The 26,370-nt window shown below is 72.3% G+C and carries 24 protein-coding genes; 8 read left to right on the plus strand and 16 right to left on the minus strand.

All coding sequences use genetic code 11. The annotated features are described in order from the left end of the window. Nucleotides 1-3: 3 nt before the first annotated feature. The 3 genes from NUT86_RS21460 to NUT86_RS21470 all read left to right on the plus strand — a co-directional run bounded on the left by NUT86_RS21460 (nucleotide 4) and on the right by NUT86_RS21470 (nucleotide 2,696). A complete protein-coding gene (locus NUT86_RS21460; protein WP_018092178.1) occupies nucleotides 4-915 on the plus strand; it encodes an ABC transporter permease subunit in 912 nt (303 codons plus the stop codon). Between the two features lie 70 nt (nucleotides 916-985). Then, nucleotides 986-1,897 carry an ABC transporter ATP-binding protein gene (locus NUT86_RS21465; RefSeq protein ID WP_093641508.1) on the plus strand — a complete coding sequence of 304 codons (912 nt, stop codon included), beginning with the start codon at nucleotides 986-988 and terminating at the stop codon, nucleotides 1,895-1,897. A 79-nt stretch (nucleotides 1,898-1,976) separates the two neighbouring features. Continuing rightward, entirely contained in the window at nucleotides 1,977-2,696 is a 720-nt protein-coding gene (locus NUT86_RS21470) for an ABC transporter permease subunit (RefSeq protein WP_026170072.1), read from the plus strand. A 96-nt stretch (nucleotides 2,697-2,792) separates the two neighbouring features. Here the strand turns inward: NUT86_RS21470 and mltG are convergent, their stop codons facing one another. The 5 genes from mltG to NUT86_RS21495 form a co-directional block, all read right to left on the minus strand. Then, nucleotides 2,793-3,605: an endolytic transglycosylase MltG gene (gene mltG, locus NUT86_RS21475; protein ID WP_093641511.1), complete on the minus strand. Its 813-nt coding sequence runs from the start codon at nucleotides 3,603-3,605 to the stop codon at nucleotides 2,793-2,795. A 393-nt stretch (nucleotides 3,606-3,998) separates the two neighbouring features. Further along, entirely contained in the window at nucleotides 3,999-5,270 is a 1,272-nt protein-coding gene (locus NUT86_RS21480) for a CynX/NimT family MFS transporter (protein ID WP_274737123.1), read from the minus strand. Nucleotides 5,271-5,343: 73 nt separating this feature from the next. Next, nucleotides 5,344-6,054 (minus strand): FadR/GntR family transcriptional regulator, encoded by a 711-nt coding sequence (locus tag NUT86_RS21485; RefSeq protein ID WP_018092183.1) that lies wholly within the window; start codon nucleotides 6,052-6,054, stop codon nucleotides 5,344-5,346. A 212-nt stretch (nucleotides 6,055-6,266) separates the two neighbouring features. Further along, entirely contained in the window at nucleotides 6,267-7,688 is a 1,422-nt protein-coding gene (gene lysA / locus NUT86_RS21490) for a diaminopimelate decarboxylase (protein WP_274737125.1), read from the minus strand. A 14-nt stretch (nucleotides 7,689-7,702) separates the two neighbouring features. Further along, on the minus strand, nucleotides 7,703-8,017 hold the full coding sequence (locus NUT86_RS21495; protein ID WP_018092185.1) for an SAV_915 family protein: 315 nt from the start codon (nucleotides 8,015-8,017) through the stop codon (nucleotides 7,703-7,705). A 299-nt stretch (nucleotides 8,018-8,316) separates the two neighbouring features. On the opposite strand from NUT86_RS21495, the gene NUT86_RS21500 reads away from it, so the two are divergent. After that, nucleotides 8,317-9,273 carry a MerR family transcriptional regulator gene (locus NUT86_RS21500; protein ID WP_274737128.1) on the plus strand — a complete coding sequence of 319 codons (957 nt, stop codon included), beginning with the start codon at nucleotides 8,317-8,319 and terminating at the stop codon, nucleotides 9,271-9,273. 175 nt (nucleotides 9,274-9,448) lie between these two features. Here the strand turns inward: NUT86_RS21500 and NUT86_RS21505 are convergent, their stop codons facing one another. Both NUT86_RS21505 and NUT86_RS21510 read right to left on the minus strand, forming a co-directional pair. Next, nucleotides 9,449-10,372 (minus strand): LysR family transcriptional regulator, encoded by a 924-nt coding sequence (locus NUT86_RS21505; RefSeq protein ID WP_274737129.1) that lies wholly within the window; start codon nucleotides 10,370-10,372, stop codon nucleotides 9,449-9,451. Between the two features lie 206 nt (nucleotides 10,373-10,578). Beyond that, nucleotides 10,579-12,156 (minus strand): MFS transporter, encoded by a 1,578-nt coding sequence (locus NUT86_RS21510; protein WP_274737130.1) that lies wholly within the window; start codon nucleotides 12,154-12,156, stop codon nucleotides 10,579-10,581. A gap of 212 nt (nucleotides 12,157-12,368) precedes the next feature. Here NUT86_RS21510 and NUT86_RS21515 point away from each other — a divergent pair, with 212 nt between their 5' ends. Further along, nucleotides 12,369-13,400 (plus strand): Lrp/AsnC family transcriptional regulator, encoded by a 1,032-nt coding sequence (locus tag NUT86_RS21515; RefSeq protein WP_274740567.1) that lies wholly within the window; start codon nucleotides 12,369-12,371, stop codon nucleotides 13,398-13,400. Next, on the plus strand, nucleotides 13,397-14,146 hold the full coding sequence (locus tag NUT86_RS21520; RefSeq protein WP_381678686.1) for a rhomboid-like protein: 750 nt from the start codon (nucleotides 13,397-13,399) through the stop codon (nucleotides 14,144-14,146). The genes NUT86_RS21515 and NUT86_RS21520 overlap by 4 nt, the downstream gene beginning before the upstream one ends. On the opposite strand, the gene NUT86_RS21525 is transcribed toward NUT86_RS21520, so the two are convergent. The 9 genes from NUT86_RS21525 to NUT86_RS21565 form a co-directional block, all read right to left on the minus strand. Beyond that, nucleotides 14,134-14,964, minus strand: coding sequence for an HAD family hydrolase (locus NUT86_RS21525; protein ID WP_274737132.1), 831 nt, complete (start codon nucleotides 14,962-14,964; stop codon nucleotides 14,134-14,136). The two genes, NUT86_RS21520 and NUT86_RS21525, sit on opposite strands and share 13 nt — an antisense overlap. Then, nucleotides 14,961-16,250 carry a serine--tRNA ligase gene (gene serS / locus NUT86_RS21530; protein WP_208682280.1) on the minus strand — a complete coding sequence of 430 codons (1,290 nt, stop codon included), beginning with the start codon at nucleotides 16,248-16,250 and terminating at the stop codon, nucleotides 14,961-14,963. Before serS ends, NUT86_RS21525 begins: the two co-directional genes overlap by 4 nt. 672 nt (nucleotides 16,251-16,922) lie before the next feature. After that, entirely contained in the window at nucleotides 16,923-17,849 is a 927-nt protein-coding gene (gene pheA / locus NUT86_RS21535) for a prephenate dehydratase (RefSeq protein ID WP_266438732.1), read from the minus strand. Nucleotides 17,850-18,086: 237 nt separating this feature from the next. Beyond that, complete coding sequence (gene efeB, locus NUT86_RS21540) at nucleotides 18,087-19,514, minus strand: iron uptake transporter deferrochelatase/peroxidase subunit (protein WP_274737135.1); 1,428 nt, start codon at nucleotides 19,512-19,514, stop codon at nucleotides 18,087-18,089. Further along, nucleotides 19,511-21,712 (minus strand): copper resistance protein CopC, encoded by a 2,202-nt coding sequence (locus NUT86_RS21545; RefSeq protein ID WP_274737136.1) that lies wholly within the window; start codon nucleotides 21,710-21,712, stop codon nucleotides 19,511-19,513. Before NUT86_RS21545 ends, efeB begins: the two co-directional genes overlap by 4 nt. Nucleotides 21,713-21,811: 99 nt before the next feature. Then, nucleotides 21,812-22,258 (minus strand): copper chaperone PCu(A)C, encoded by a 447-nt coding sequence (locus NUT86_RS21550; RefSeq protein WP_018092196.1) that lies wholly within the window; start codon nucleotides 22,256-22,258, stop codon nucleotides 21,812-21,814. After that, nucleotides 22,255-22,899, minus strand: coding sequence for an SCO family protein (locus tag NUT86_RS21555; protein WP_093641539.1), 645 nt, complete (start codon nucleotides 22,897-22,899; stop codon nucleotides 22,255-22,257). The genes NUT86_RS21550 and NUT86_RS21555 overlap by 4 nt, the downstream gene beginning before the upstream one ends. 84 nt (nucleotides 22,900-22,983) lie before the next feature. Further along, a complete protein-coding gene (locus NUT86_RS21560) occupies nucleotides 22,984-23,754 on the minus strand; it encodes a YcnI family copper-binding membrane protein (RefSeq protein ID WP_381279875.1) in 771 nt (256 codons plus the stop codon). 131 nt (nucleotides 23,755-23,885) lie between these two features. Continuing rightward, nucleotides 23,886-24,713, minus strand: a complete 828-nt coding sequence (locus tag NUT86_RS21565) for a hypothetical protein (RefSeq protein WP_018092199.1) — start codon at nucleotides 24,711-24,713, stop codon at nucleotides 23,886-23,888. Nucleotides 24,714-24,958: 245 nt separating this feature from the next. On the opposite strand from NUT86_RS21565, the gene NUT86_RS21570 reads away from it, so the two are divergent. Beyond that, nucleotides 24,959-25,453 carry an ATP-binding protein gene (locus NUT86_RS21570; protein WP_018092200.1) on the plus strand — a complete coding sequence of 165 codons (495 nt, stop codon included), beginning with the start codon at nucleotides 24,959-24,961 and terminating at the stop codon, nucleotides 25,451-25,453. Nucleotides 25,454-25,726: 273 nt separating this feature from the next. Continuing rightward, the gene (locus NUT86_RS21575) at nucleotides 25,727-26,368 is read left to right on the plus strand and encodes a TetR/AcrR family transcriptional regulator (protein WP_159487294.1); all 642 of its coding nucleotides are present in this window, start codon (nucleotides 25,727-25,729) and stop codon (nucleotides 26,366-26,368) included. The last annotated feature ends 2 nt before the right edge of the window (nucleotides 26,369-26,370 follow it).

Here is a 26,370-nt window from a genome sequence, read left to right on the forward strand (position 1 = left end):
CCCATGACGTCCGCGCATCCGACGTCCCCCGACGCCGCGCCGGGCGGCGCCTATATCCACAACATCGGCTACCGGCACTACGACGGCCCCCGCCTGGGCCGCGCCTACGCCCGCCGGTCGCTCTTCTCGCAGAGCCTGCGCGGCGCCTTCGGTCTGGGCCGTTCGGCCAAGAGCAAGGTGCTGCCGATGCTGCTCTTCGCAGTGATGTGCCTGCCCGCCGCGATCATGGTCGCGGTGACGGTGGTCACCAAGGCCGGCGCCCTCCCGGTCGGCTACTCCCGCTACGCCGTCTACCTCCAGGTCGTCATCGGCCTGTTTCTGGCCGCCCAGGCCCCGCAGTCGGTCTCCCGCGATCTGCGGTTCAAGTCCGTACCGCTGTATTTCTCCCGGCCCATCGAGCGGGTCGACTACGTGGCCTCGAAGTTCGCGGCCATGGCGGCTGCCCTGTTCATCCTCACCGGCGTACCGCTGCTGATCCTCTACGTCGGGGCGCTGCTGGCGAAGCTGGACTTCCTCGACCAGACCAAGGGCCTGGGGCAGGGAGTGGTCGCCGTGGTGCTGCTCTCGCTGCTGTTCGCCGGGGTAGGGCTGGTCGTCTCCGCGGTCACCCCGCGCCGCGGCTTCGGTGTCGCCGCCGTGATCGCCGTCCTCACCATTCCGTACGGCGCGGTGAGCGCGGTCCAGGGCATCGCCTTCATCCAGGGCAATGAGTCCGCCGTCGGCTGGCTGGGGCTGTTCTCCCCCATCACGCTGATCGACGGGGTGCAGTCGACGTTCCTCGGCGGCAGCAGCTCCTTCCCCAACGGCCTGGCTCCGACCACCGGCGCCGGATTCGTCTATCTCCTCGTGACGCTGGCCGTCATCGTCGGCTGCTACGGCCTCCTGATGCGCCGCTACCGAAAGGCCGGCCTGTGACCGCCCACCCGTCGCCCGTGACTGCCCGCCCGTCGCCCGCCACCACCCTCCGAAGGACTGGGCCGCGCCCATGACGACTCTCCACATCGACCATGTCTCACGCTGGTTCGGCAATGTCGTTGCCGTCAACGACATCACGATGACCATCGGCCCCGGTGTGACCGGCCTGCTGGGCCCCAACGGCGCCGGCAAGTCCACGCTCATCAACATGATGGGCGGCTTCCTCGCGCCCTCCAACGGCTCCGTCACCCTCGACGGGACGACGATCTGGCGCAACGCCGGCATCTACCGCCACATCGGCATCGTCCCGGAGCGCGAGGCGATGTACGACTTCCTCACGGGGCGCGAATTCGTGCTCGCCAACGCCGAGTTGCACGGCCTCGGCCGGGCGGAGGCGGCGAGGGCGCTGGCCACCGTCGAGATGGAGTACGCCCAGGACCGCAAGATCTCGACGTACAGCAAGGGCATGCGGCAGCGCGTGAAGATGGCTTCCGCGCTGGTCCACGACCCGTCGGTGCTGCTGCTGGACGAGCCGTTCAACGGTATGGACCCGCGCCAGCGGATGCAGCTGATGGAGCTGCTGCGGCGGATGGGCGCCGAGGGCCGTACGGTCCTGTTCTCCTCGCACATCCTCGAAGAGGTCGAGCAACTCGCCGCGCACATCGAGGTGGTGGTGGCGGGACGGCATGCCGCGTCCGGTGACTTCCGCAAGATCCGCCGGCTGATGACGGACCGCCCGCACCGCTATCTCGTCCGGTCCGACAACGACCGGGCGCTGGCCGGGGCGCTGATCGCCGACCCCTCGACGGCCGGTATCGAGGTGGACCTCGCCGAAGGCGCGCTGCGCATCCAGGCGGTCGACTTCGGCCGCTTCACCGAACTCCTGCCGCGGGTCGCCCGCGACCACGGCATCCGCCTCCTGACGGTCTCGCCCTCCGACGAGTCGCTGGAATCCGTCTTCTCCTACCTCGTAGCGGCCTGAGGCCTGAAAGGAGCCCTGACGCATGTCCACGACCACTCCGACGGCCCGGACCGCGCCCCCCGGCGCCCCCAAGTTCACGCTGTTCCACCCGACCGTCGCCCGGCTCACCTACCGCGCCCTGCTCGGCCGGCGGCGGGCCCTGATCCTCTTCGCGCTGCCCGCCCTGCTGGTGGTGCTCGCCGTGGCCGTCCGCGTGCTGGCCGGTGCCGACGATGCCACCGCCGGCGGCATCCTGGGCGGCTTCGCGCTGGGCACGATGGTGCCGCTGATCGGCGTCATCGCCGGTACGGGCGCGATCGGCCCGGAGATCGACGACGGCTCGGTGGTCTACCTCCTGGCCAAGCCGGTGTCCCGGCCGTCGATCATCTTCACCAAACTCCTGGTCGCGATAGGCGTCACCGTCGCCTTCTCCGCCCTCCCGGTCCTGCTCGCCGGCTTCCTCCTCAACGGCAACAGCCAGCAGATGGCCGTGGGATACGCGGTCGCCGCGGCCGTCGCTTCGGTCGCCTACAGCGCCCTCTTCCTGCTCTTCGGCACGATCACCCGGCACGCCGTCGTCTTCGGTCTGGTCTACGCCCTGATCTGGGAGGCGTTCGTCGGGACGCTCATCTCGGGCGCGAAGACCCTCAGCATCCAGCAGTGGGCGCTGGCGGTCGGCCAGAAGGTGGCCGCGGAGGGTGCGCTCACCTCCGAGGTTCAACTGCCGCTCGCCGTCTGCCTGTTGGTGGGTCTCACGGGTGCCGCCACCTGGTACGCCGCCCGTCGTCTGAAGGCGCTGACCCTGTCGGGCGAGGAGTAAGGGCGCGGGCGAGGAGTAAGGACGCGGGCGAGGAGTGAGGACGTCCGGGCGGCGGGGCGGCGGGGCGGCGGGGCGGCGGACGGCCGCCAGGCCGCCCTAAGCCCCGCTTCCGGCGCTGCGGTGGCGTGCGTTGAACTCCCGCACGTTGCGCAGATGCTCCTGGTAGTCGGCGGTGAAGCGGGTGTCGCCCGGTTTGACGGTGACGAAGTAGAGCCAGTCGCCGGCGGGCGGCGCGCCGGCCGCCTTCAGCGCGTCCGCACCGGGATTGTCGATCGGCGTCGGCGGCAGTCCCGGGTACCGGTAGGTGTTGTACGGGCTCTTGGTCCTGGTGTCCGCGTGGCTGGTGTGGAGCGTGCTGCGGCCCAGCGCGTAGTTGATCGTCGAGTCCATCTGCAGCGGCATCCGGTGCGCGAGCCGGTTGTCGATGACCCGGGCGACCTTGCCCATATCGGCCGGCCGGTCCGCCTCGGCCTGCACGATGCTGGCGATGAGGACCGTCCGGTAGGAGGCGATCTTGTCGGCGGCGAGGCGCTGCTTGGCGGTTTTGACCATGTAGGAGAGCAGCGACGCCGGGGTGGTGTCCGAGCTGATCGGATAGGTCGCCGGGAAGAGGTAGCCCTCCGGGTTGCCCTTCGCCTCGGCCGGCAGCGGGAGGTGCGCGCGCTTGGCGGCCTTCGCGGTGGACCCGGCGGGCAGGTGCAGGGCCTTGTCGGCGGCGGCGTAGATCTGGGTGGCCCGCTGCCCTTCCGGGACGGTCAGCGTCTGCTCGGGCTGCGGCCCGCGCAGCAGTCGCGGCAGCAGCAGGACGGCAAGGACGACCAGGACCAACAGCACGGCCACAAGAACGAGCCGGCCGGTGCGGGAGAGCCGCGGACCTGGCCGGCGAACGGTGGGCGAAGCATCGCTCATGGGCAGCACGGTAGGCGAGGGCGCGGGCAGGTGGGGTGGCCGACCCCGGATCGTTGCCGACCGCGAAGATCCTTCACCACCTCGCCATGCCCCCGCCACCTGCGACGTTGCCGCTCGGCGGGTCCCGGCGGGACCCGGCGGACCCCGGCGGATCGCTGGACCGCCGCCCGCCGGACCTGCCGGACCCCGCGACCCGCCGGACCTGCCGGTCAGCCGACCACCCGCCGGTACGTCGACCACCCGCCGGTCAGCCGACCACCCACCACTCGGCCGCCCCGCCCTCAGCTGATCCGCCCGTCAGCCGCCCTGCCCGTCGGCCGATCCGCCGGTGAGCCGATCCGACCGTCGGCCGCCCTGCCCGTCAGCTGATCCGCCCGCAGGCCACTCCGCCCGTCAGCCGATCCGCCGGTCCCGTCCCGCGCCCATGCCCAGCAGGGCCAGGCCGGCGCAGACGGTGAGCAGCAGTACGAGGGGGACGGTCCAGCCGCCGGTGGCCTGGTGGACGGCGCCCAGGACCAGGGGGCCGGCCGCGGCCAGGAGGTAGCCGCCGGTCTGCGCCATGCCGGAGAGGCGGGCGGCGGTGTGGGCGTCGCCCGAGCGCAGGACCATCATCGTCAGGGCCAGGCCCAGCGCGCCGCCCTGCCCGATACCGAGGAGCGCGGCCCACAGCCAGGCACCGGCCACCGGAGCCACCAGCAGACCGGTGATGCCGCAGGCCATCAGCCCGGTCACGGCCACCGCCAGCAGCCGCTGCTGCCGCATCCGCCCCGCCAGCATCGGCACCACGAACGAACCGGCCATCTGCACCAGCGTGCTGAAGGCGAAGACCAGGCCCGCCTCGCCCTTGCCCATGCCGTGGTCGGTGAAGATCGTCGGCATCCAGGCGATGGCCACATACGCGATCAGCGACTGTGAGCCCATGAAGAGCGTGACCTGCCAGGCCAGCGGGGAGCGACTCAGCCGCGGCCCGTCCTCGGTGAGGTGGGCCGGGGTGGCCGCGGCCGCGCCATGGCGAGTGCCGCGGCGGGCCATGAGTGTCTGCGGAATCCAGACGACCGCGGCGACGGCGGCCAGCAGCGCCCAGGAGACCAGCGCGCCCTGCCAGCCGCCGAGCGCATGCTCCATCGGCACCGCGGAGGCGGCGGAGACCGTCGCCCCCAGGATCATCGCGGTCGAGTACAGCGCCGTCATGCCCGCGGCCCGCTCCGGGAAGTCCCGCTTGATCAGGCCCGGCATCAGCACATTCAGCAGGGCTATGGAGGACCCCACCACCGCACACCCGGCGAACAGCGCGACCACCGGCGGGGCGATCCGCAGCACGATGCCGCCGCACAGCGCCACGAGCGCCGCACAGAGCGCCGTCTCGGTGCCCCAGCGGCGCGCCAGCTTCGGCGCAACGATCGAGCCGAGGCCCATGAAGATCAGCGGGATCGTCGTCACCAGGCTGCTGGCGGTCGCGGTCAGCCGGAAGTGCGCCCCGATCTCACCGAGCAGCGGGGAGACCCCGGCCAGCGCCGCCCGCATATTGAGCGCGGCAAGCACGATCCCGGTCATGACCAGTGCCGGATGGGCTCGCAGCCGGCGGCGGGCCACGGCGACCGGCGGTGTCGCGACCAGGTCTTCTTCGGCGTCGATCAAGGGTGCTTCGGCTCTGGGCCCTGCCATGCGCGCATACCTCGTCAGGAGTGGGGATCGGGAAGTAAGAGAGCGGGAGTTGCGGGGGGAGAGAGAACGACCCTCAGCGGGCGGCCAGCAGGGCCTCCACGGCCCGTTTCGGCTTGTCCAGCAGTGCGCGGGTGGCCCGCTCCGCCGCTTCCGGGTCGCCCGCCGCGATCGCCTCCATGACCGCACGGTGATCGCCGTGCACGATCCTCGGCATCGCCTGGTCGTCGAGCGCGCTGACCAGCGCCTCCCGCACCGAGCTGCTGAACCAGTCGTAGGTCGCCGTCAGCGCGGTGTTGTGCGCGGCCTCGACGACGGCTTTGTGGAAGGCGATGTCATGATCGGCGTAGAGCTCCAGGCTGCCCGGGTCGGGCAGCCCCTCCGCGTCCGCCAGTTCGGCCTGGGCATCCAGGGCGGCCCGCATCCGTTCCAGATCGTCGGGCCGGTGGCGCGTCGCGGCCAGCCGGGCGGCCTCCGCCTCCAGCGCGATCCGCAGCTCCAGTACGTCGCGGATTCCGGCCCGCTGGATGCCGCGCATGATGTCGCCCGGGTCCGCGGTGGAGACGACGAAGGTGCCCTCGCCCTGCCGCGAGCGCAGCATCCCGGCGTGAACGAGGACCCGCACCGCCTCGCGCACGGTGTTACGGCCGACCTGGAGCTGCTCGGCGAGCGCATGCTCGGTGGGGATCCGGGACCCCACCTTCCACTCCCCGTCCGTCAGCTGGGACCGCAGGGCGTCGACGACGGTGTCCACCAGGGATTGCCGCCCGGCTGCCTGCAGTGCCATATCCATTCCGTCCGCGTCGATGAATCCGTAGACCGGCGGGGCCACAGGGCCCACAGGGACCAGGGCCCGCCGAAGGCCAGTTGCCCAGTCATCCTACAACTGGTCGATTCATCGTACACGGAAACACCGACGGTGAAGGGGGAGGAGGGAGCGAAGGATCCCGTCGCCCCCTCGCCCCGTAACCCCTCACCCGCCCCCTCACCCGCACCCCCTCACAGCCCGATATCCCGCTCCTGGATGTCCGCGAGGGATTCGCGCCGTACGAGAAGGCGGGCATGCCCGTCGGTGACGGCGATGACCGGCGGCCGGCCGACGAGGTTGTAGCCGGAGGCCATCGAGAGGTGGTACGCACCGGCGACGGGCACGGCCAGCAGGTCGCCGGGGCGGATGTCGCCGGGCAGTTGGGCGTCGGCGGCGAGGACATCGCCGGCCTCGCAGTGCCGTCCGACGACGGTGACGGGTTCCGGTGCGGCGGCCGAGGCGCGGCCGACCAGCCGTGGCGCATAGCGCACGCCGTACAGCGCGGGCCGCGGGTTGTCGCTCATCCCGCCGTCCACCGCCACGAAGGTGTGGGCGCCGGTCCGTTTGACGGACAGCACCCGGTAGAGGACGACCCCGGCCGGGCCCGCGATGGCGCGGCCCGGTTCGATGGCGAGCCGGGGCACCGGCAGACCGGCCGCCGCGCAGCCGCCGGCCAGTTCGGCGCGGATCTTGGTGCCGAGGGAGGCGAGGTCGAGCGCGGGCTCCCCGGGGCGGTAGGCGACGCCATGGCCGCCGCCGAGGTCCAGCTCGGGCAGGGTGATGCCGTGGTGCTCCCGGATCCGGGCCAGCAGGCCGATCAGCCGTCGTACCGCCGAAAGATAGGGCTTGACGGTGGTGATCTGCGAGCCCAAGTGGCAGTGCAGACCGACCAGTTCGAGGCGCGGCTGGCTGAGTACCCGGGCGATGGCGTGCTGTGCGGAGCCGTCGGCGATCGACAGGCCGAACTTCTGGTCGTCGGTCCCGGTACGGATCTTGGCGTGGCCGCCGGCGGCGATCCCCGGCACCACCCGGACCAGTACCTTCTGGCGGCTGCCCGCCGGGACCGCGACGGCCAGCCGGGCGATCTCCGAGGTGCTGTCGATGACGATCCGGCCGACGCCCAGCCGCAGCGCGGTCCGCAGGTCGGCGGGGCTCTTGGCGTTGCCGTGCAGCACGATCCGCTCGGGCGGAAAACCGGTGGTGACGGCCAGCTCCAGCTCGCCGGCGGAGCAGACGTCCAGCCCGAGCCCCTCCTCCTGTACCCAGTGCACCATCGCGCGGCACAGGAAGGCCTTCGCCGCGTAGTAGACCTCGGTGTCGGGGAAGGCCCTTAGGAAGGCGCGGCAGCGGTGGCGCACCTCGTCCTCGTCCAGGACGTAGGCGGGGGTGCCGAAACGGTCGGCCAGCTCGGTGAGCGGGACACCGCCGACGGCGAGGTCGTCCTGGCCGACCGGCGCCGCGGACGCGGGCCAGATGGACCGCGGTTCACTGCTGGACCGCGGTTCGCTGCCGGACGGCGGCCGGGCGGCGGTACGCGGCGGGGGTGCCAGGGCGGTGGCCGGCGGCGGGGCAGCGGCCTCGTGGCCGGCCGGGGGCAGCGTGCGGTGACTCATCGCGATCGCCTCCCTCAGACTGCCCGTAGGTGGTGACCACGGGGAATGTCGGGGATGAACCGGGGATCGACGGTCAGGACCGTCGCTCCGACGGGTTCTGCCAGCGCCCGCAGCGCCGGTTCGGAGAGCCGGACCCAGGGCTGGCCGCCGCCGAGGGCCGCGGCCAGCAGTTGGGGCGAGGTGAAGGCGACGGCGGTACGGCCGCCGAGCGGAGTGCGGAACAGGCGGGCCGTGCAGCCCGCGGGGCCCGACCGGACGGGGACGAACAGCGGCCCGGCCGGGACACGATCGGCAGGCTCGGGATCTTCCGCGTACAGATGGTGGGACACGGCGTTGCTCCTCGGACAGAACATCGGCCCCGGACCGGTGGGAAACGCGTACGCCGGGGCTCGGCTCTGACGCTATGCCCGGCGCACGGGCCACCCCGCTGGTCGCTGACGCGTCATTGACGGATTGCGGGCGCTACTTGACGCGATGCTGCCGCCCGGTGGCCGATTGTGCGGCGGTGGTGACGCGAGGTGCGGGCCGCGGGCGGCAGGCCGGATCCCCGGTCCGCCACCCGGTCCATCGTCCGTGGACCGCCGCGCTTGACCTTGACACTGTGGAAAGCACTCCACTGGAAGGCGTCATGTTCAGCATCGGAGATTTCGCCCAGTACGGCCGTGTGTCGGCCCGCATGCTGCGCCATTACGACGCGATCGGGCTGCTGCGCCCGGCCCGTACCGACCCCGTCAGCGGCTACCGCTCCTACGAAGCGGCCCAGCTCGCCCGGCTCAACCGCATCATCGCGCTCAAGGACCTCGGATTCAGCCTCCAGCAGGTGGGGGCGATCCTGGCCGAGGAGGTGAGCGTGCCGGAGCTGCGCGGCATGCTGCGGCTGCGGCAGGCGGAGCTGGAGGCGGCGCTGACGGCGGAGGGTGCGCGGCTGGCGCGGGTCGAGGCGAGGCTCCGGACGATCGAGAGTGAGGGACGCATGTCTGCCGACGATGTGGTGGTCAAGCGCACCGGGACGGTACTGCTCGCGGAGCTGAGCGGGATCGCCGCCAGTTACGGGCCCGAGGACATCGGCCCGGTGATCACGCCGCTCTACGCCGAGCTGTGCCGGCTGCTGGAGGCGGCGGGGGTGGCACCGGCGGGACCGGGGCTGGCGTACTACGAGAACGTGCCCGAGCCGGGCGAGGGCAGCGAACGGCCGGCCGGGGGGAGCGAAGGGAAGGACGCCGTCGTCGTGCACGCGGGGATGGTGATCACCGAGGAGGCCCTGACGAAGGCGGGTGCCAAGACCGCTGCCACTGCCGGTGCCACGGTCGGCGGCACCTCCGGCGGCACCTCCGGCCGCCCCGGGGCCCCCGCCGCCACCGGCCTCGGCTTCGATGTCGTCACCCTCCCCGGCCTGGACAGCGCAGCCACGGTGGTGCACCGCGGCCCGATGAGCCGGATTCTGCCGACCTCCCAGAATCTTGCGCACTGGATCGACGCCAACGGCTATCGCTCCGCCGGGTACGCCCGCGAGCTGTACCTGGAGTGCCCGCCGGACCTGGAGAAGTGGGTCACGGAGATCCAGGAGCCGGTGGTCAGGGCGTAACACCGGGACCCGGAACCAAGGCGGGACACCAGCACGTCACGCCGGGCCGGACCCCAGGACCCCACGCCGGCCCGGACTCAAGGCGCAACACCGGCTCGGACACAAGGCCTCTCGCCAGGCCGGACCCCAGGCCGCCCGGCCGGACCCCAGGCCGTCCGCCTGCCCCCCACCCGCCTCAGCGCACGCCCTCCCCGCCCGTCGCCGCCCCGTCCAGACCGGCGGTGACCGTCTCCGCGAACGCCACCGCCGCCGGGCTCAGAGCCGGCCACCGGCGGACCGCCCAGCCGGTGGCCAGCGGGGGCAGGCCGGCGATCGGGACCAGCCGCAGGGCCGGGTGGGCGGTGGCCGGCAGGCCCGGCAGCTGGGGCACGACCGCAGGGGCGACGCCGAGTTCGGCCAGCAGCAGGGCGGTGTCCCAGTCGGCGACGCTGGTGGTGCTCGGGGGCGGCACGGGCCCGGCGTCCCGGTGGCCGAGATGGCCGTCGAGGCGCATCCGGGAGGTGGAGTTCTCCGGCAGCCGGATGTGCCGGATGCCGGCCAGCTCCCCGGGCTCGATGCACTCCCGGTCGGCGAGCGGGTCATCGGCGCGTACGGCGAGCACCCACGGCAGGCGGATCACCGGATGCTGCTCGATACCGTGCTCCGGTGGGCCGATGGTGATCCAGGCCAGTTCGGAGCTGCCGTCCGCGACCGCCTCGAAGCAGCGGCGGCTGGAACTCTCGGTCCGGAACTCCAGGTTGACCTGCGGATGGCGGGCGCGGAAGGCGACCACCGCGTCGGACATGAAGTGCCGTACGGTCGTGGCGCCGGTGGTCACCCGGACCGTGCCGCCGTCGCCCGCGCGCAGATCGGCCAGCCGGCGCAGCGCCAGATCCAGCCCGCCGATGCCGTCCGCCGCCGCGCGCTGCAGGATCCGGCCCGCCTGGGTCGGTGCCACCCCGCGCGGCCGCCGTTCCAACAGCCCGATGCCCGCCGCCCGTTCGACGCGCTTGATGCGCTGGCTGACGGCGGATTGCGTACAGCCGAGATCACGCGCGACGGCGCTGAGGTTGCCCGCCTCGCACACGGCCACGAAGGCGCGCAGGTCGTCGAGGGTCACCGGCGTACGGTAGCGCGCCAACCCAAGCTATAGCTAAGGGATTTGGAAGGAGATCGGAGGATTGACTTGGGGGTGGGGCGCGGCGAAGATCGTCCCAGGGCCCAGGGCGGCAACCCGGAACCGCGTACGGCCGTACGGTTCCGGGTGCCGACCCGAATGCACTGACATGCTCCGACTCGGCCGCGCCGCACGGCCGTTGCCGCCGGCTACGCGCCGCCCGGCGCACCCGCCCGCGCCGGAGCGGCCGCCGCCCGTGCCGCCGCGCGGTCACCGTCGTCACCGTCGCCGCGCACCCCGCGCCGTACGACGGCCAGGACCAGCACCCCGCCCGCCAGCGCCACCGTCCCGGAGATCAGCAGGATGTCGGTCAGCCCGGAGACATGGGCGGCCGCGACAGCCGTACGGGAGGCACCGGGCCGGACGTCGTGCAGCGCGCCGGCGAAGACGGTGCCGAGGGCGGCGATGCCCACTGCGTAGCCCAGCTGCTGGGAGGTGTTCACGGCACCGCTCGCCATCCCCGCCCGCTGCGGGGGCGCCGCGCCGAGCGCCGCAGAGACCAGGACCGGCATCGCCGCCCCGATACCCAGCCCGCTGATCGCGAGGCCGGGGAGCAGCGCCGCCCATCCTGCTCCGTCGTCCAGCAGCGCGTACTCCAGCAGCACCCCGGCGCCCACCAGCAACAGGCCGATGCCCACCGGAAGTTGGGGTGCCATCCGCTGGAGCAGCCGGCCGCCCAGCGCACCGACCAGCAGGGACACCAGCGCCATCGGCGTCACCGCGAGGCCCGCCTGCACCGGGCTCAGACCGAGGATGTTCTGCACCCACAGCCCCACGAAGGTGAGATACGGGAACGCCGCGGCCTGCAGCAGCAGCGCCGCCGCCAGCAGCGCAGCGAACGACGGGCGGCGCAGCAGCCCCAGATCCAGCAGCGGCCGCTGCACCCGCCGTTCGACGACGACGAACACCAGCAGCGCGAGCGCCGCACCGCCGAGCGCGGTGAGTGTCCCGGCCTCCGTCCAGCCCTGATCACCGCCGCGCATCAGCCCGTAGGTCAGCGCGCCCGCGCAGGCGGTGAAGGACGCGGCACCCGGCCAGTCGATCCGGGTGAGGGGGGCCTTTCCGGCAGAGTCCGATCGAGGACGGGGGAGGGTGCCGTGCGACTCGGGCACCCGGCGGACCGTGATCCACACCGCGACGGCGGCCAGCGGCAGATTGACCAGGAAGATCGCCCGCCAGTCCACATACTCGGTGAGCAGACCGCCCAATACGGGGCCGATCGCGGCCGCGGCGCCGTTGGTGCCGCCCCAGACACCGAACGCCACGCCCCGGTCCCGGCCCTGGTAAGCGGCCATCAGCAGCGGGGCGTTGGTGGCGACCATCGCCGCCGCGCCCGCTCCCTGCGCCGCGCGGGCCGCGACCAGGACGCCCGCGTCCGGGGCCAGACCGCAGACCAGCGAGGCGAGCGCGAACAGGGTCAGTCCGGCCACATACAGCCGGCGCCGGCCGAAGAGGTCCGCGGCCGAGCCCGCCACCATCAGCAGCGCGGCCAGCGCCAGCGCATAGATGTCCAGCACCCACTGGAGCGAGGTGAGGGTGGCGCCCAGGCCGTCGGCTATCCGGGGCAGCGCGGTGTTCACGATCGTCACATCGACCAGCAACAGGAAGTTGCCGAGGGCGATGGCGACCAGCGGCCACCACTTCCCGGCCGGTCCTCCGCCCGGCTTCCCGCCCGCGCCCGGCGTCCGGCCGCCCGCCGCGGTCCCCCTCTCGGGTGTGCTCCGCATGATCCTTTCCTCCCGTGGACAGCGGCCGGTGAAGGCGGGCCCGGCGCCGCCCGCAAGGCCGGCCCGGCCCGCCGATTCCCCGGCCGGCGACGTGTGTTGCCGACGCCACGGTGCGGTGCGCACGGTCCGCGCTCCCAGCCGTCGCGCGCCCGGCGGCGCAATCCGACACGCGTTAGCCTCGAACGGTGAAATCCGACCGGAAGCCCGAGGCGGTGGACCGGGCCAACGGCACCGGTGACCCCGGCGGCCCGACCGGCTTCGACGCCCTCGACCACCGGCTGATCCATGCGCTGCAGCTCGACGGCCGGGCGCCGTTCAGCCGGATCGCCGCCGTGCTCGGGGTCTCCGACCAGACCGTCGCCCGGCGCTACACCCGGCACCGCACCCACGGCACGCTCAAGGTGCTGGGCCTGCCGAATGCCCAGGCGCTGGGCGAGGTGCAATGGCTGGTGCGGGTCCAGTGCACCCCGGACGCCGCGGTCGCCGTCGCCGAGGCGCTGGCCCGCCGCCCGGACACCTCCTGGGTCAGCCTGATGTCCGGCGGCACCGAGATCTCCGCGGTGTGCCGCGCGGTGAGCAGCGACCACAGCGATGTGCTGCTGCTGCAGAAGCTGCCCCGCACCCCGAGCGTCATCGGGGTGACCGCACACTGCCAGCTGCACCAGTTCTACGGCGGCCCCCAGGGCCTGATCAGCAAGTCCGGCGCGCTGACCGACGAGCAGATCGCCCGGCTGAGCCCGTCGCCGCCGGCCCCGGCCGCCGCCCCCGTCGCCCTCACCGACGCCGACCGCCGGCTCTTCGACGTCCTCGCCCGGGACGGCCGCACCCCCCTGGCCGAACTCGCCGCCGCCACCGGCTGGTCTCCCACCACCGTCCGCCGCCGCTTCGCGGAACTGCGGGCGAACGGTGTCCTGTATTACGACGTCGACTACGACCTGCGGCAGTTCGGGTACGGCGTGATGGTGGCCCTCTGGCTGTCCGTCGAGCCCGCCCGGCTCGCCGCCGCCGGCGAGGCGATGGCGGCACACCCGGAAGTCGCCTACGCCTGCGCCACCACCGGTCCGAACAACCTCTTCGCCTCGGTGCTCTGCCGCGACGTCGGCGCGGTCTACACCTATCTGACGACCCGGGTGGCGGCGCTGCCCGGCGTACGGTCCATGGAGAGCGCACCCCGCATCCGGCACATCAAGGGGCCGGGACCGCTGTTCCTGGCCGGTCACGCCGCCCCGGGGCGCCGCCGGTGAGGCCGCCGGCGGAGCCACCGCGCGGCGGCCGCCGGCCGTGCGCCGGCAACCCCCTGGCCCGGGCGAGGGACTGGGTACGCAGCAGCCCGGGCACCCACATCTGGCTGCTGGTCATCGGTGTCACCAGCCTGGTCATCGCCTCCGCCTCCGAGGGGATGGGGCAGTTCCTGGTCCACCGCACCAGCAGCAACATCCACCAGCTGAACGAGCATCCGCTGCCGTCGCTGCTGATCAGCGGCTTCTGGATCGAACGCCCCTCGTCCTTCCTGCTCTACGTGGTGCTGTTCGAGCTGCTGCACGCCAACGTGGAGCGCTGGACGGGGACCGTGCGCTGGCTGCTGACCGTCGGCGGCGCGCATATCGCCGCCACCCTCGCCAGCCAGGAGCTCGTGCTGCTGGCCATCGAGGGCCACCAACTGCCCCGGTCGATGACCCATGTCGTGGACATCGGGGTCTCGTACGGGCTGGCGGCGGCCGCCGGGGTGCTGACGTACCGGCTGCGGCCGCCCTGGCGCCATGTCTATCTCGCCGCGGTGCTGATCTTCTTCGGGATTCCGCTGCTGACCGGTGCGACCTTCACCGACTTCGGCCATGCCATCGCGCTGACCATGGGCTTTGCGGCCTGGCCGCTGACCCCGGCGGCCACCGAGGGGCTGTTGCCGGAGGAGGAGCACGGCCGCGATCGTGCCGGCCCGGCCGAGGAGCCACCGCCGGGCCGGGATCCGGACAGCCGTCAGGAGAGGTAGAGCCGCTCCAGCACCACCGCGACACCGTCGTGCTCGTTGGAGGCGGTGAACTCGTCCGCGACGGCCTTCAGCTCGTCATGGGCGTTGGCCATCGCCACACCGCGTGCGGCCCAGGCGAACATCGGGATGTCGTTGGGCATATCGCCGAAGGCCAGGGTCTCCTTGGCGGTGAGGCCCAGCCGGCGGGCGGCCAGCGACAGCCCGGTGGCCTTCGACAGGCCCAGCGGCAGCAGTTCGACGATGCCCTCGCCGGCCACCGTCACCCCCACCAGATCCCCGGCGACCTGACGCGCGACCTGGGCCAGCGCATCGTCGTCCAGGCTCGGGTGCTGGATGTAGACCTTGTTGATCGGGGCCGCCCACAGCTCGCCGGGGTCGTCCATCAGGACGTTCGGCAGCGGGCCTTCCTGGACGCGGTAGCCGGGGCCGACCAGTACCTCGCCCTCCAGACCGTCCCGGCTCGCCGCCAGATACAGCGGGCCGACCTCCGCCTCGATCTTGGACAGCGCGAGACCGGCGAGCTGGCGGTCGAGCGTCACCGACGTCAGCAGCCGGTGTTCACCGGCGTGGTAGACCTGACCGCCCTGTCCGCACACCGCCAGGCCCCGGTAGTCCAGGGCGTCGAGGATGTGCCGGGTCCAGGGCACGGCCCGGCCGGTGACGACGATATGGGCCGCGCCCGCCGCGGTGGCCGCGGCGAGCGCCTGGCGGGTGCGCTCGGAGACGGTCTCGTCGGAGCGCAGCAGCGTGCCGTCGAGATCCGTGGCGATGAGCTTGTAGGGCAGCGGGGCACCCGCGGCCGGAGCGGGTGAGCTCACTTGGCGACGGGCTCCAGGATCTCCCGGCCGCCCAGGTAGGGGCGGAGCACCTCGGGGACGCGCACGGAGCCGTCCGCCTGCTGGTGGTTCTCGAAGATCGCCACGATGGTGCGCGGTACGGCGCAGAGCGTGCCGTTGAGGGTCGCGAGCGGCGAGACCTTCTGCTTGCCGTCGACGTTCTCCCGCATCCGGACCGAGAGGCGGCGCGCCTGGAACTCGTCGCAGTTCGAGGCCGAGGTCAGCTCGCGGTACTTGCCCTGGGTCGGGATCCACGCCTCGCAGTCGAACTTGCGGGAGGCGGAGGCGCCGAGGTCACCGGTGGCGACATCGATCACCTGGAAGGGCAGCTCCAGACCGGTCAGCCACTGCTTCTCCCAGTCCAGCAGCCGCTGGTGCTCGTTCTGGGCGTCCTCCGGCGCGACGTACGAGAACATCTCGACCTTGTCGAACTGGTGGACCCGGAAGATGCCGCGGGTGTCCTTGCCGTAGGTGCCGGCCTCGCGGCGGAAGCACGGCGAGAAACCGGCATAGCGCAGCGGCAGCTTGGCCGCGTCGACGATCTCGTCCATGTGGTACGCGGCGAGCGGGACCTCGGAGGTGCCGACCAGGTAGTAGTCGTCCTTCTCCAGGTGGTAGACGTTCTCCGCGGCCTGGCCGAGGAAGCCCGTGCCCTCCATGGCGCGCGGGCGCACCAGGGCGGGGGTCAGCATCGGCGTGAAACCGGCCGCGGTGGCCTGCGCGATGGCGGCGTTGACCAGCGCGAGCTCCAGCAGCGCGCCGACGCCCGTGAGGTAGTAGAAGCGGGAGCCGGACACCTTGGCGCCGCGCTCGACGTCGATGGCGCCGAGCAGCTCGCCGATCTCCAGGTGGTCCTTGGGCTCGAAGCCCTCGGCGGTGAAGTCACGGATCGTGCCGTGCGTCTCCAGGACCCGGAAGTCCTCCTCGCCGCCGACCGGGACGTCGGGGTGGACGAGGTTGCCGAGCTTCCGCAGCAGCGCCTGCGTCTCTTCCTTGGCCTCGTCCTGCGCGGCGTCGGCGGCCTTGACGGCGGCGGACAGCTCACCGGCCTTCTTCAGCAGCTCGGCCTTCTCGTCGCCGGCGGCCTTGGGGATGAGTTTGCCGAGCGACTTCTGCTCGGCACGCAGCTCGTCGAAGCGGACGCTGGACGACCTGCGCCGCTCGTCGGCGGAGAGAAGCGCGTCGACGAGGTCGACGTCCTCTCCACGGGCGCGCTGGGACGCGCGCACACGGTCGGGGTCCTCACGGAGCAGGCGAAGGTCAATCACCCCCCCAGGCTACCGGGGCCACGCCCCGCCACTCGACGGCATATTCCCCGGCAAGTCATTTTGCCCGTTTTGGGGCTGTTTATTCCCTTAGGGGTGGGGGGCGAAAGGCGGTGCGGAATTCCCGCGCATTCCCTGGCGCGGGGTGGCCGGTGAGGCCCCTTCGCGGTGTCCGGGACGGGGGTTTCGCGGTGTCCGCGCCGGTGATCCACTGTGGGGGCAACGGGAGTTGGACGGGCGCCGGGGCGGGCCGTGGGCCCCGGGTTATCCCCCGGGATCCCCTGGTTGTCCACAGGGGGCGGGGGTTTCGGGATTCTTATCCACAGGCTGTGTGTGAGATCTGTGGAAGTCGGAGGTGATCATTCCGCTCCCGAAATGCTCGGCTATGGATTCCCTGTCCAAACCCCGTTCACGCACTCTTTCGTGTGGGATTGCCTCGCCCTAAAGGATTGATCACGTGAATTGTGCTGACGGTGCCCGACGTGGGGTGCTGCGGAAGGGTGTGTGGTCAGTAGGGCGATATGTCGACTGTGTCCGACTCGCATGTCGACTTACCCACAGGTCGAGAACTGGCCCTGTGGATAACTTTGTGGATAACCCACTGGCCTTCCAAAGCCGCAGGTCGTGCTGTTCCACGGTGCCCGCCGGCCCGCCCGTGAAGCACCGGACGCCCGCTCAGCCCCGCCCGTCCATGCAGCGCGCCAGCCAGTCCGACGCCTCGGTGAACGCCACGTCGGTCATCTCCGGCCGCACGCTCGCCGTCACCTCGTCCGCCCGCGGATACGAGCCGAGGAAACGCACCTCCTGGCAGACCCGCTTGAGGCCCATCAGCACCTCGCTGACCCGCCGGTCGGTGATGTGCCCCTCGCAGTCCACGGAGAAGCAGTAGCGGCCGATGCCCTCGCCGGTCGGCCGGGACTCGATGCGCATCATGCTCACCCCGCGCACCGCGTACTCCTGGAGCAGTTCGAGCAGCGCACCGGGGTGGTCCTCGCGCAGCCACAGCACGACCGAGGTCTTGTCGGCGCCGGTGGGCGCGGCGGGCCGGGCCGGGCGGCCCACCAGCACGAAGCGGGTGGCCGCGTTCTGTGCGTCATGGATGTCGGTGACCAGCGGTGTGAGGCCGTACGTCGCCGCCGCGAACTCGCCCGCGAACGCGCCGTCGTAGCGGCCCTCCTGCACCAGCCGCGCGCCATCGGCGTTCGAGGCCGCCGACTCCCATACGGCTTCCGGGAGTTGCGCCGCCAGCCACTTGCGCACCTGCGGCTGGGCGACCGGGTGTCCGGTCACCGTCTTCACGTCGGTGAGCGCCGTACCGGGGCGCACGAGCAGCGCGAAGGCGATCGGCAGCAGCACCTCGCGGTAGATCATCAGCGGCTCGCCGGAGGCCAGTTCGTCGAGGGTGGTGGTCACGCCGCCCTCGACGGAGTTCTCGATCGGCACCAGCGCCGCGGCGGCCTCACCGGCACGCACCGCGTCCAGGGCGGCGGGCACCGACACCATCGGCGTCAGCTCGCGGGTCGCCGCCTCGGGCAGGGTGCGCAGCGCGGCCTCCGTGAAGGTGCCCTCGGGGCCCAGATAGGTATAGCGGCTGGCCGACATGGATAAGGACTCCCTCGCGTAACTGCGGGGGCACCCCGCCGATCTTCTCCCTGTCCTGCCACGATACCCAGCCGCTCCGGCGCCCGGCCGGTCCACGGGAATACCGACACCCCCCACCCCGTTGTGGCCCCGAGGGGGCGCTGCCCACCCCTACGGCATCCGTTCGCCCCCTCCCTAGGGCCGCCCCGGTCGCGCGGCCTCCCCAGACCCCAGCCCCCCGGACCACATGGAGCCTCCTCAGCCCTCCAGCAGCGGCCGGCCCACGTAGTCGCCCGGCTCCGCCGCCGGGGGCACCGCGAACAGTCCGCTCGCCTCGTGCCGCAGGAACGGCGACAGCGCGTCGCCGCGGTCCAGCTTCCGCTGCACCTGGGTGAAGGCGCGCAGCGGATCGGCCTGCCAGCAGATGAAGAGCAGCCCGGCGTCCGGGGCACCGTCCTCCCGGAACCCGTCGTGGTAGGAGAACGGCCGGCGCAGCATCGCCGCGCCCTGGTTGGACTCCGGAGCCGCGATCCGCGCGTGCGCGTTGGCCGGGATCACCGGCATCCCGTCCGGGCCGTTCGCATCCAGCCGCATCGGAGTGCCCTCGGAACCGCCGGTCAGCGGCGCCCCGTTGTCCTTGCGGCGCCCGATGACCCGCTCCTGGTCGTGCCGGGAACGCTTCTCCCAGTCGTCCAGCAGCATCCGGATCCGGCGCACGACGGCGTACGAGCCGCCGCGCATCCACGCCTGGTCGGCGTCCCGCCCCACGAAGATCCGCTCGTCGAAGTCCTGGTCCGACGGCTTGGGGTTGTTCGTGCCGTCGATCTGGCCCATCAGATTGCGGGTGGTCATCGGGTGTGCCGTGGCGCCCGGGGTGCGGTTGAAGCCGTTCATCTGCCAGCGCAGCCGGGCCCGGCCGGCCGCGTCCTTCTGGAGTGCGCGCAGCGCGTGGAAGGCGACCAGGGCGTCATCGGCGCCGATCTGGATCCACAGATCGCCGTTGCTGTTCTTGGGGTCCAGGGCGTCGGCGGAGAAGTCGGGCAGCGGGTCGAGTTCCAGGGGGCGCCGCTTCGTCAGGCCCGTACGGCCGAAGAAGCTGTGGCCGAAGCCGAAGGTGACGGTCAGAGAGGACGGGCCCGCGTCGAGGGCGACCCCCGTGTCGGCGTCCGGGGCCCGCCCGGCCATCAGCTCCTCGGCCGTCCGCGACCAGCGGCGCAGCAGCGCGGCCGCGGCCTTGCGGTCGCTGCCCGGTGCCAGGTCGAAGGCGACGAGATGGCCCTTGGCCTGCAACGGGGTGGTGATCCCCGCCTGGTGCCCGGCGCGCGCCGGCCGGAACGGAACCTTGGTGGAGCCGAGGGTGCTCAGGGCCTTGGGGGCGTCGTCCTGCGTCGCCGAGACCCCGGCGGCGCCACCGGCCCCGCCGACGACCAGCCCCGCCGCGCCCGCCGCGCCGACGGTGCCGAGCAGCCGGCGGCGGGAGAACTCCTTTGCGGCTGCCCCGTCCGCTTCGGGGGCCGGGGCGGCCGGGGCGGCGGCCGGGGCGGGTATGCGCCCGCCGCCCGCCCCGGCGGACCCGGTGCCGGGGCGCGTGCCGGGGTTCTTCCCACCGGTGGGCTGCTTCGCAGTGGCCTGCTTCGCCGTGGCTTGCTTCGCGGCGGTCTGCTTACGGGGGTTCTGCTTGCTCATGAGCCGATCTTCACGTTCTTGATCTCGGTCACCTGGTCGATGTCGGAGGTCCGTACGACCAGCGACAGCTGCCACTTTCCGGGGACCGGCAGCTGGACCCCGCTCGCCTGCCACTGACCCTTGCCGGTGTGCCGGGTGGTGACCGACAGCGGCCCGAGCTTCTTGGCCTTCTCCGTGAAGGAGACCTTCGCCTCGGGGACATCCATGGGCTTGCCCGCGGGGTCGGAGATCCGCAGCTGCAGTGTGTTGGCGCTGCCGCTGCGCCCGGGGGCGAGGCGGATGCGGGCGGTGCCCTTGCCGCGCGGGCCGCCGGTGTCGAACGGGATGGTCAGCACCTGCGGCCGGCCGGCCTCTGCGGACTGCCCGCCCGAAGTGGCCTTGACCGCCGCTTCGGTACGGGCCGGCTCGGTGGCGGTCAGCGCCGTGGTCACCACGAGCAGGACGACCGCGACCGACGCCTCGGCCAGCACGGACCGGCGCAGCCCCAGCCGCTCCGGGTCGGCGTCACGCCGCCGCTTGGTCCGGGCGGTACGCAACGCGGCCTGCTGCCGGGCGAGTTGGGCGGCGCGGGCGGGGTCGGGCGCGGGGGTGCCGTCGGCGGGGGAGGCGGCGTCGTCGGCGGTGGGGGTGGTGCCGTTGGTGGCGGGGGTTTCGTCCGGAGCGGGCGAGGCGCCGCTCTCCGGGGCGGGGCCGGTCTTCGAGGCGGGACCGCTCTCCGGGGCGGGGCTCGAGGCCGTGCCCGCCGTGGCAGCGGCGGCCGAGGCACCGACGGTCACCTTCTCCGCCTCCTTCGCCGCTTCCTGCCGGTCTTCCTTCCCGGCCTCCTTCCCGGCTTCCTTCCGGGCTTCCTGCTCCGCGCCCTGCTCCGTCTCCTTCTCCGCTTCCTCCGGCGCCCGGAGTTCCGCAGCCGGTACCTCGGCCAGCCGCCCGGTCCACTGGCGCGACATCCAGGCGATCCCGACGAGCACCACGACCAGCGCCACCTTCACCAGCAGCAGTCGCCCGTATGTGGTGTCGGTCAGCGCCTGCCAGGTGCCGACCTGCCGCCAGGACTGGTAGAGGCCGGTGGCCACCAGCACCACTACGGAGCCGAACGCGAGCCGCGAGAAGCGGCGGACGGCGGTCCGCTCGACGGGCGGGCCCCAGTACAGGGACACGACCAGCGCCGCCAGCCCGCCGAGCCAGGCGGCGACCGCCAGCAGATGCAGCACGTCGACCGGCATCGCCACGGTGGGCTGCAGCCCGGTCGAGGCGTGTTCGGCCATCGCCCAGGTCGCGGCGAGCCCGGTGGCGACGATCACCCCGCCGAAGCCGAGGCCGAAGGTGAGGTCCTTGCGCCGCCTGGCCTGCCCCTCGGAGTCCGCATCCGCCCCCGCCGGTTCGTGCGCCCGTGCATACGCCCCGAAGAGCACCGCCACGAACAGCGCCGCGGCGGCGAGCAGCAGCAGCCGGGAGATCAGGGCCGCGCCCGGCTTGGTGATCAGGACCTGCTGGAGGCCGCCGAGGTCGAAGACATCGGCGAGATTGCCGGACCCGGTGTAGGGGCTGCGCAGCAGCAGCATCGCGACGGTGGTGCCGGCCAGCAGCGCCCAGCCGTAGACGACCAGCCGCTGCACGGACCTCACGAGGGCCGCGGCGGGCCGGCAGGCCACCACGAAGGCGGCGCCGCCAACCAGCAGTACGAACCCGGCGTAGGCGAGATAGCGGGCGATGCCGTAGAGCGCGCCCACCAGTCCGCCGCCGGCTTCCTGTTGGGCTACCGGGGCGGTGGTCTTGGAGGGTGCGCCGACCGAGAAGGTGAAGGCACCGGCCACGGGGTGGCTGTCGGCGGAGACCGCCTGCCAGGCGACGGTGTAGGTACCGTCGCGGAGCCCCGGCGGCAGTCCCGCGCCGTATTTGACGACATGGTCGCTGCTCAGATTGCGCAGCTTCTTGTCGTCCACCCGCTTGCCCTGCGGATCCAGCACCCGGATCGAGTCGTCGCCCATCGCGACGCCCTCGGAGAAGGTGAGCGTCACCTGCTCGGGGGCGCGGTCCACCACCGAACCCTGCGCGGGGGTGCTGCCGGTCAGCGCGGCGTGCGCCGAGGCCGGTGCGGCACCGCCGAGCGCGCCGATCAGCGTCCCGGCCAGCGCGAGCGCGACGACCAGCAGGCGCAGCACGGCGGACCGTCGCGGCCGAAGCCCGGTGGTGACCATAGTGATCGCTCCCCTTACTCCCGATGTGTGTACCGGCCTGTGCGGTGCTCCCGGCCGCTGCTGGCTTTCTTCGGACCTCTGGTGCTTCTCGGCTCTCCGCTAGTGCTTCGGCTGGTAGTCAGCGGCCTTGACCGGGACCGCCACCCTGACCGGGTCGGCGGTGGCGAAGTGCAGCGTGACGGTGACGACGTCGTCCTTGGTCGGCTTGCTCTTCAGCCCCATGAACATCAGGTGGTTGCCGCCGTGGCTGAGCCGGAGCGTGCCGTTGGCCGGGACGGTCAGGGACTTGACCCGCTCCATCTTGCTGCCCACCGTTTTGTGGAGCGAGATGTCCTTGGCCAGGTTGGTGGTGACCGAGGTGAGCTTGTCGGCGGAGTCGCCGTTGTTCTTGACGGTGAAGTACGCGCCGGCCATCTGGTCGGTGACCGGCTGCGGCATGTACGCGCCGGTGACCTCGATCTTCGGGGCGCTGTCCCCACCGCAGCCCGCCAGTGTGAGACCGGCCGTGAGGGTGAGTGCGGCGGCGAGGGAGGTGCGGCGGTTCACGGGTTCTGCCCCTTGAGGATCTTCGGAAGTGCCTTGGTGTAGTCGTCGGAGGTCGCCTTCTGCATGGCCATCCAGTGGACCTTGTCGTCCTTGGGGGAGGTCAGCAGCACCTGCGCGCCATGGGTGGAGACGACATCGCCGTTCTTCTTCTTGACCGGCTTCTCGATGCCGATGTTCACGCTGCGCGCACCGGCCTGGATGGTGTCGAACTTGCCGGTCAGGCCGGTGAAGTCCTTGTTGATGCCGCCGAGCCACTTCTTGAGGGCGGCGGAGGTGTCGCGCTCCGGGTCGGAGGTGACGAAGACGACCCGCAGATCCTTCTGCTCGGCCTTGGGCAGCTGCTTCACCGCGACCGCGATGTTGGCCATCGTCAGCGGGCAGACGTCCGGGCAGTTGGTGTAGCCGAAGTAGATCAGGGTCGGATGGCCCTTGGTCTTCTCCAGCAGGTCGTACTTGGCGCCGTGGGTGTCGGTCAGTACCAGGTCCGGCTTCGCCATCGGGCTGTCGAGCGTGATGATCGACTTGGCGGAGGTACCGCCGGACACCACGGCGGCGGGCTTGCTGTCGTCCCCGCCGCAGGCGGTCAGGCTGAGGGCCGCGGCCGCCGTGAGGGCGGACGCGAGCAGGGTCGTTCTACGCATTGCAGATAAATCCCGTGAGTTGGATCCCGTGTGTCCGGGAAGGGGCGTCGGGCCGGCGCGGGGGGGGCGCCGGCCCGTCCGTGATCAGGCGCTGCGGCGCCGGCCGGCGAAGACACCGAAGCCGACTCCGATGATGCCGACGACGATGCCGATGGCGCCCAGGACGCGTGCCGTGTTGTCGCTGGTGGAGGCGTCCTCGGCGGCCGCGGCGTTCTTGAGGTGGTCCTTGCCGTCGCTCTTGTCACCCGCGGCGGTGGCGCCGTGGCCGTCCTCCTCGGGCGCGGTGAGCTTGAGGACCGGCGCCGGGTTCTCCGGCTCCGGGCCGCCGTCCTTCGTCGGCTCGATCCAGCGCACGACCTCCTTGTCGTCGTACGTCTGGAGAGCCTTGAAGACGACCTGGTCGGCGTCCTCGGGCAGCATCCCGACGGAGACCGGGAACTGCTGGAACTGGCCGGGCTCGACGCCCTTGTCCTCCGCGGTCCAGGTGATCTTCGAGGGAGCCTCGTTGATCTTCTCGCCGTGCATCTCGATCGGCTTGGCCAGCTTGGACTTCTTGACGTCCACCTTCCAGCCGGGCACCGGCTGCGGCATGACGGACGCCAGCGGCTGGTCGGTCGGCAGCGTGACCTCCAGCTTCACCGTCGACGCGTCGTCCCGCTCATTGGGCACCTTGAAGTTGACCGTCGCATAGCCGCCCTTCGGGGCGGCGCCCGCCGGCTGCACGCTGACGTGCGCAAAGGCCGGGGCGGCGAGCAGCACCACACTGCCGACCGCGGCGGCGCCCACGAGCGGCAGCCGTCGCGCGAGCCGCCGCGTCCGCGAGAGGTCCGGCTGCTGCTGCGGCATCTGCGTCATCTTCGAGATCTTCGACATCGGAAAAACACTCCACAGGAAGGAGAAAGGTGCTGGTGACGGTGTAGGTGGCGCGCGTGCGACGACGGCGCGCGAGCCCGTACCCGTCCTGTGGGAGCGTGCTTCGCGCGATGTCAGGCCGCGAGGGCCAGGGTGGGTGGCCCTCGCCTGACGACACTGTGGTGGAGTGCGGCGTCCTTCGGGCCGGGTTTGTCATCCCCGTACGAAACCGGGGCGCGCCGCGGCTCGTCATGCGCCACGCCGAGGCCCATGAGCAGGGCCCGGATCAGCACGAGCGCCCCGCGCACCGCACCGACCAGCGTCTGTACCGCCGGAGCCGACAGCCGGACCAGCCGCCACAGCGCGATCTCGCCCCGCCGCAGGAGCCAGCCGACGGCGAGCGCCGCCAGCAGATGCCCCAGAAACATGGGGAGCGACGGCAGCAGAGTGTGCGCCGTCACGGTGTCGGCGGCGGCCGTGCCACCGGCCGTACCGTGCGCCGCCGGTGCGGCCACCCCGGCGGCGGAGGCCGCGTCGAAGCCACCCGAGCCGAGCACCCGGCGCGCCTGCGCCCCGTCCATCCGGCCGCTGCCGAGCCCGCACATCAGATGCCGGGCCATGCTGATCGCGGCCTGGTCCGAGAGCCCGCCGGCGCCGGACCCACCCCGCGGTGCGGCGGGCACCGGCTGCTGCCCCCAGGTGAACACCGCATGCAGCACGAGCTGTCCCACGGCGAGCCCGACGGCGATGCCCGGCAGTGAGCGCTCCCGCCCGGCCAGCGGCGCCGCGACCGCGAACACCGCGGCGGCGGCGACGCCCAGCGTCCACAGCGGGACGGTGGCGCACGAGGCGAGGATGTGCCCGGCCGCGGACAGCGCGATGCAGGCCGCGGTGAAAACCGCGGCCCTCAACAGCCGGAGATCGGCGGCTGCGCGCGCTGTGGAGGCGGGCGGTGGAGTCATGGCCGCGCCATCATCCCACTGGGCTCAAGGACCCCCGACGGCAGGTCGGTGTCAAGGGGCGCCCAGCGGGGCGTCCGAGGACGCAGACGGGCGCGCGACGGCGCATGGGCAGCGCGGCACCTACACCGATGCGCTCACTCTTCGCATCCGCCGAATGAGCGGTATCACGTCCCGGACATGCTTACGGACCTTGCGGCGCGGCAATAGGTATCGATATGTCGAGCCGCGGCCAGGAGGCTGGAGCGATGAGCATCTGGTGGTCACTCCATTTGCGGCGCGAGGCTGCGAGCGTGCCGCTCGCCCGTCGCCTGCTGCTGGGCACGATGGAGACAGCGGGCGTGGACCCGGACATCTGTTACGACCTGTCGGTGGCCCTCTCCGAAGCCTGCGCGAACGCCGTCGAGCACGGGGGCGACGCCACCGAGGACTACCGCGTCACCGCCTTCATCGACGGCGACACCTGCCGCATCGAAGTCACCGACTCGGGCCCCGGCTTCCACCACTGCCCCGCACCCCCCGCCCCGCCCCATACGGCCACGGACCGCGCCCTCCCGCCGGCCCCCGTGCCCACCCCCGCGCAGGCTCCCGAGTTTGCCGAGGACGGCCGGGGGCTCTTTCTGATCGAGGCCCTCACCGACCACGTCCGCTACCGCAACCGCACCGGCCGCCCCGGCGCAGTGGTCAGCTTCGACAAGATCCTCAAGTGGCGCGAGGGGGCGGCGCTTCCTATGGCGTCATGAGCAAGCAGGAGCCGCGACGGCCGGACGGTCGCGGCGGCCCGGGAGGCGCCGGGAGATGAGGTGTCAAACCGGGCGAACGTCGGCAGTGGGATAATTGGCCGGAAACCGCCTGGCGGGAGGACTGGGCCGCGCGGTCTCGCGGTGGGAGGACCTCCCCCGCGGCGTCCCCTGTCCCTGCGAGACCAGCGCGCACCAGGATTAACGCGAAGTTGCTCGCGTTAACTTGTCTCGGACAATACTTGGCGTGAACCCGCACTGCAATACGGAGCCGTCGTGACGACAGCGCACCATGCCCCGGGCGAGACCCGGCCCGGCGGGCGTACGGCCCGCACCCGACAGGCCGTACTGACCGCTGTCTTCGAGGAGTTGGACGAGGGCGGCTTCGCCGGGCTGACCATGGAGAAGGTCGCGCAGCGCTCCGGAATTCACGTCGCGACGCTCTATCGCCGCTGGCGCTGCATCGAGGGTCTGGTGTGCGAGCTGCTGACCGAACTGAGCTCCGATGTGCCGCTGCCGGACTCCGGCACCCTGCCCGAGGATCTGCGCCAGCTGGCCCGTTCGATAGCGGACTTCTTCGCCGAGGCGCGGATGAGCTGTCTGATCGAGGCGGTGGTCTCCGCCGCGGCGCGTGACCCGCAGGCGGCCGCGGTGCTGCGGTCCTTCTTCGGCGAACGGCTGACGCTGGCCGGCCGGATGGTGCAGCGGGCGGTCGACCGCGGCGAACTGCCCGCGGACACCGACCCGGAGGATGTGATGTCGGCGCTCGGCGCGCCCTTCTACTACCGGATCCTGATCGCCCGCCGGCCCGTGGACCGGCACCTCGCCGAGTCCGCCGCCACCGCCGTCTGGGCGGCGGCCTGCGCGGGCGCCTACAAGAAGCGTCCCGCCAACGACACGGCCCCCGGCGGCGGTTGACG

It is taken from the genome of Streptomyces sp. G7(2002) (assembly GCF_028870195.1).
In the GTDB taxonomy this organism is placed as follows: Bacteria; Actinomycetota; Actinomycetes; order Streptomycetales; family Streptomycetaceae; genus Streptomyces; species Streptomyces nigrescens.

Excerpts from the sequence above, each read along its gene's own strand:
- efeB (WP_274737135.1), bottom strand. The coding sequence starts at position 19,514 with ATGAGCAAGCAGAACCCCCGTAAGCAGACCGCCGCGAAGCAAGCCACG.
- NUT86_RS21485 (WP_018092183.1), bottom strand. The coding sequence starts at position 6,054 with ATGGCACTGCAGGCAGCCGGGCGGCAATCCCTGGTGGACACCGTCGTC.
- NUT86_RS21560 (WP_381279875.1), bottom strand. The coding sequence starts at position 23,754 with ATGACGCAGATGCCGCAGCAGCAGCCGGACCTCTCGCGGACGCGGCGG.
- NUT86_RS21500 (WP_274737128.1), top strand. The coding sequence starts at position 8,317 with ATGTTCAGCATCGGAGATTTCGCCCAGTACGGCCGTGTGTCGGCCCGC.
- NUT86_RS21555 (WP_093641539.1), bottom strand. The coding sequence starts at position 22,899 with ATGCGTAGAACGACCCTGCTCGCGTCCGCCCTCACGGCGGCCGCGGCC.
- pheA (WP_266438732.1), bottom strand. The coding sequence starts at position 17,849 with ATGTCGGCCAGCCGCTATACCTATCTGGGCCCCGAGGGCACCTTCACG.
- lysA (WP_274737125.1), bottom strand. The coding sequence starts at position 7,688 with ATGAGTCACCGCACGCTGCCCCCGGCCGGCCACGAGGCCGCTGCCCCG.
- NUT86_RS21510 (WP_274737130.1), bottom strand. The coding sequence starts at position 12,156 with ATGCGGAGCACACCCGAGAGGGGGACCGCGGCGGGCGGCCGGACGCCG.
- NUT86_RS21565 (WP_018092199.1), bottom strand. The coding sequence starts at position 24,713 with ATGACTCCACCGCCCGCCTCCACAGCGCGCGCAGCCGCCGATCTCCGG.
- NUT86_RS21570 (WP_018092200.1), top strand. The coding sequence starts at position 24,959 with ATGAGCATCTGGTGGTCACTCCATTTGCGGCGCGAGGCTGCGAGCGTG.
- NUT86_RS21545 (WP_274737136.1), bottom strand. The coding sequence starts at position 21,712 with ATGGTCACCACCGGGCTTCGGCCGCGACGGTCCGCCGTGCTGCGCCTG.
- mltG (WP_093641511.1), bottom strand. The coding sequence starts at position 3,605 with ATGAGCGATGCTTCGCCCACCGTTCGCCGGCCAGGTCCGCGGCTCTCC.
- NUT86_RS21460 (WP_018092178.1), top strand. The coding sequence starts at position 4 with ATGACGTCCGCGCATCCGACGTCCCCCGACGCCGCGCCGGGCGGCGCC.
- NUT86_RS21480 (WP_274737123.1), bottom strand. The coding sequence starts at position 5,270 with ATGGCAGGGCCCAGAGCCGAAGCACCCTTGATCGACGCCGAAGAAGAC.
- NUT86_RS21465 (WP_093641508.1), top strand. The coding sequence starts at position 986 with ATGACGACTCTCCACATCGACCATGTCTCACGCTGGTTCGGCAATGTC.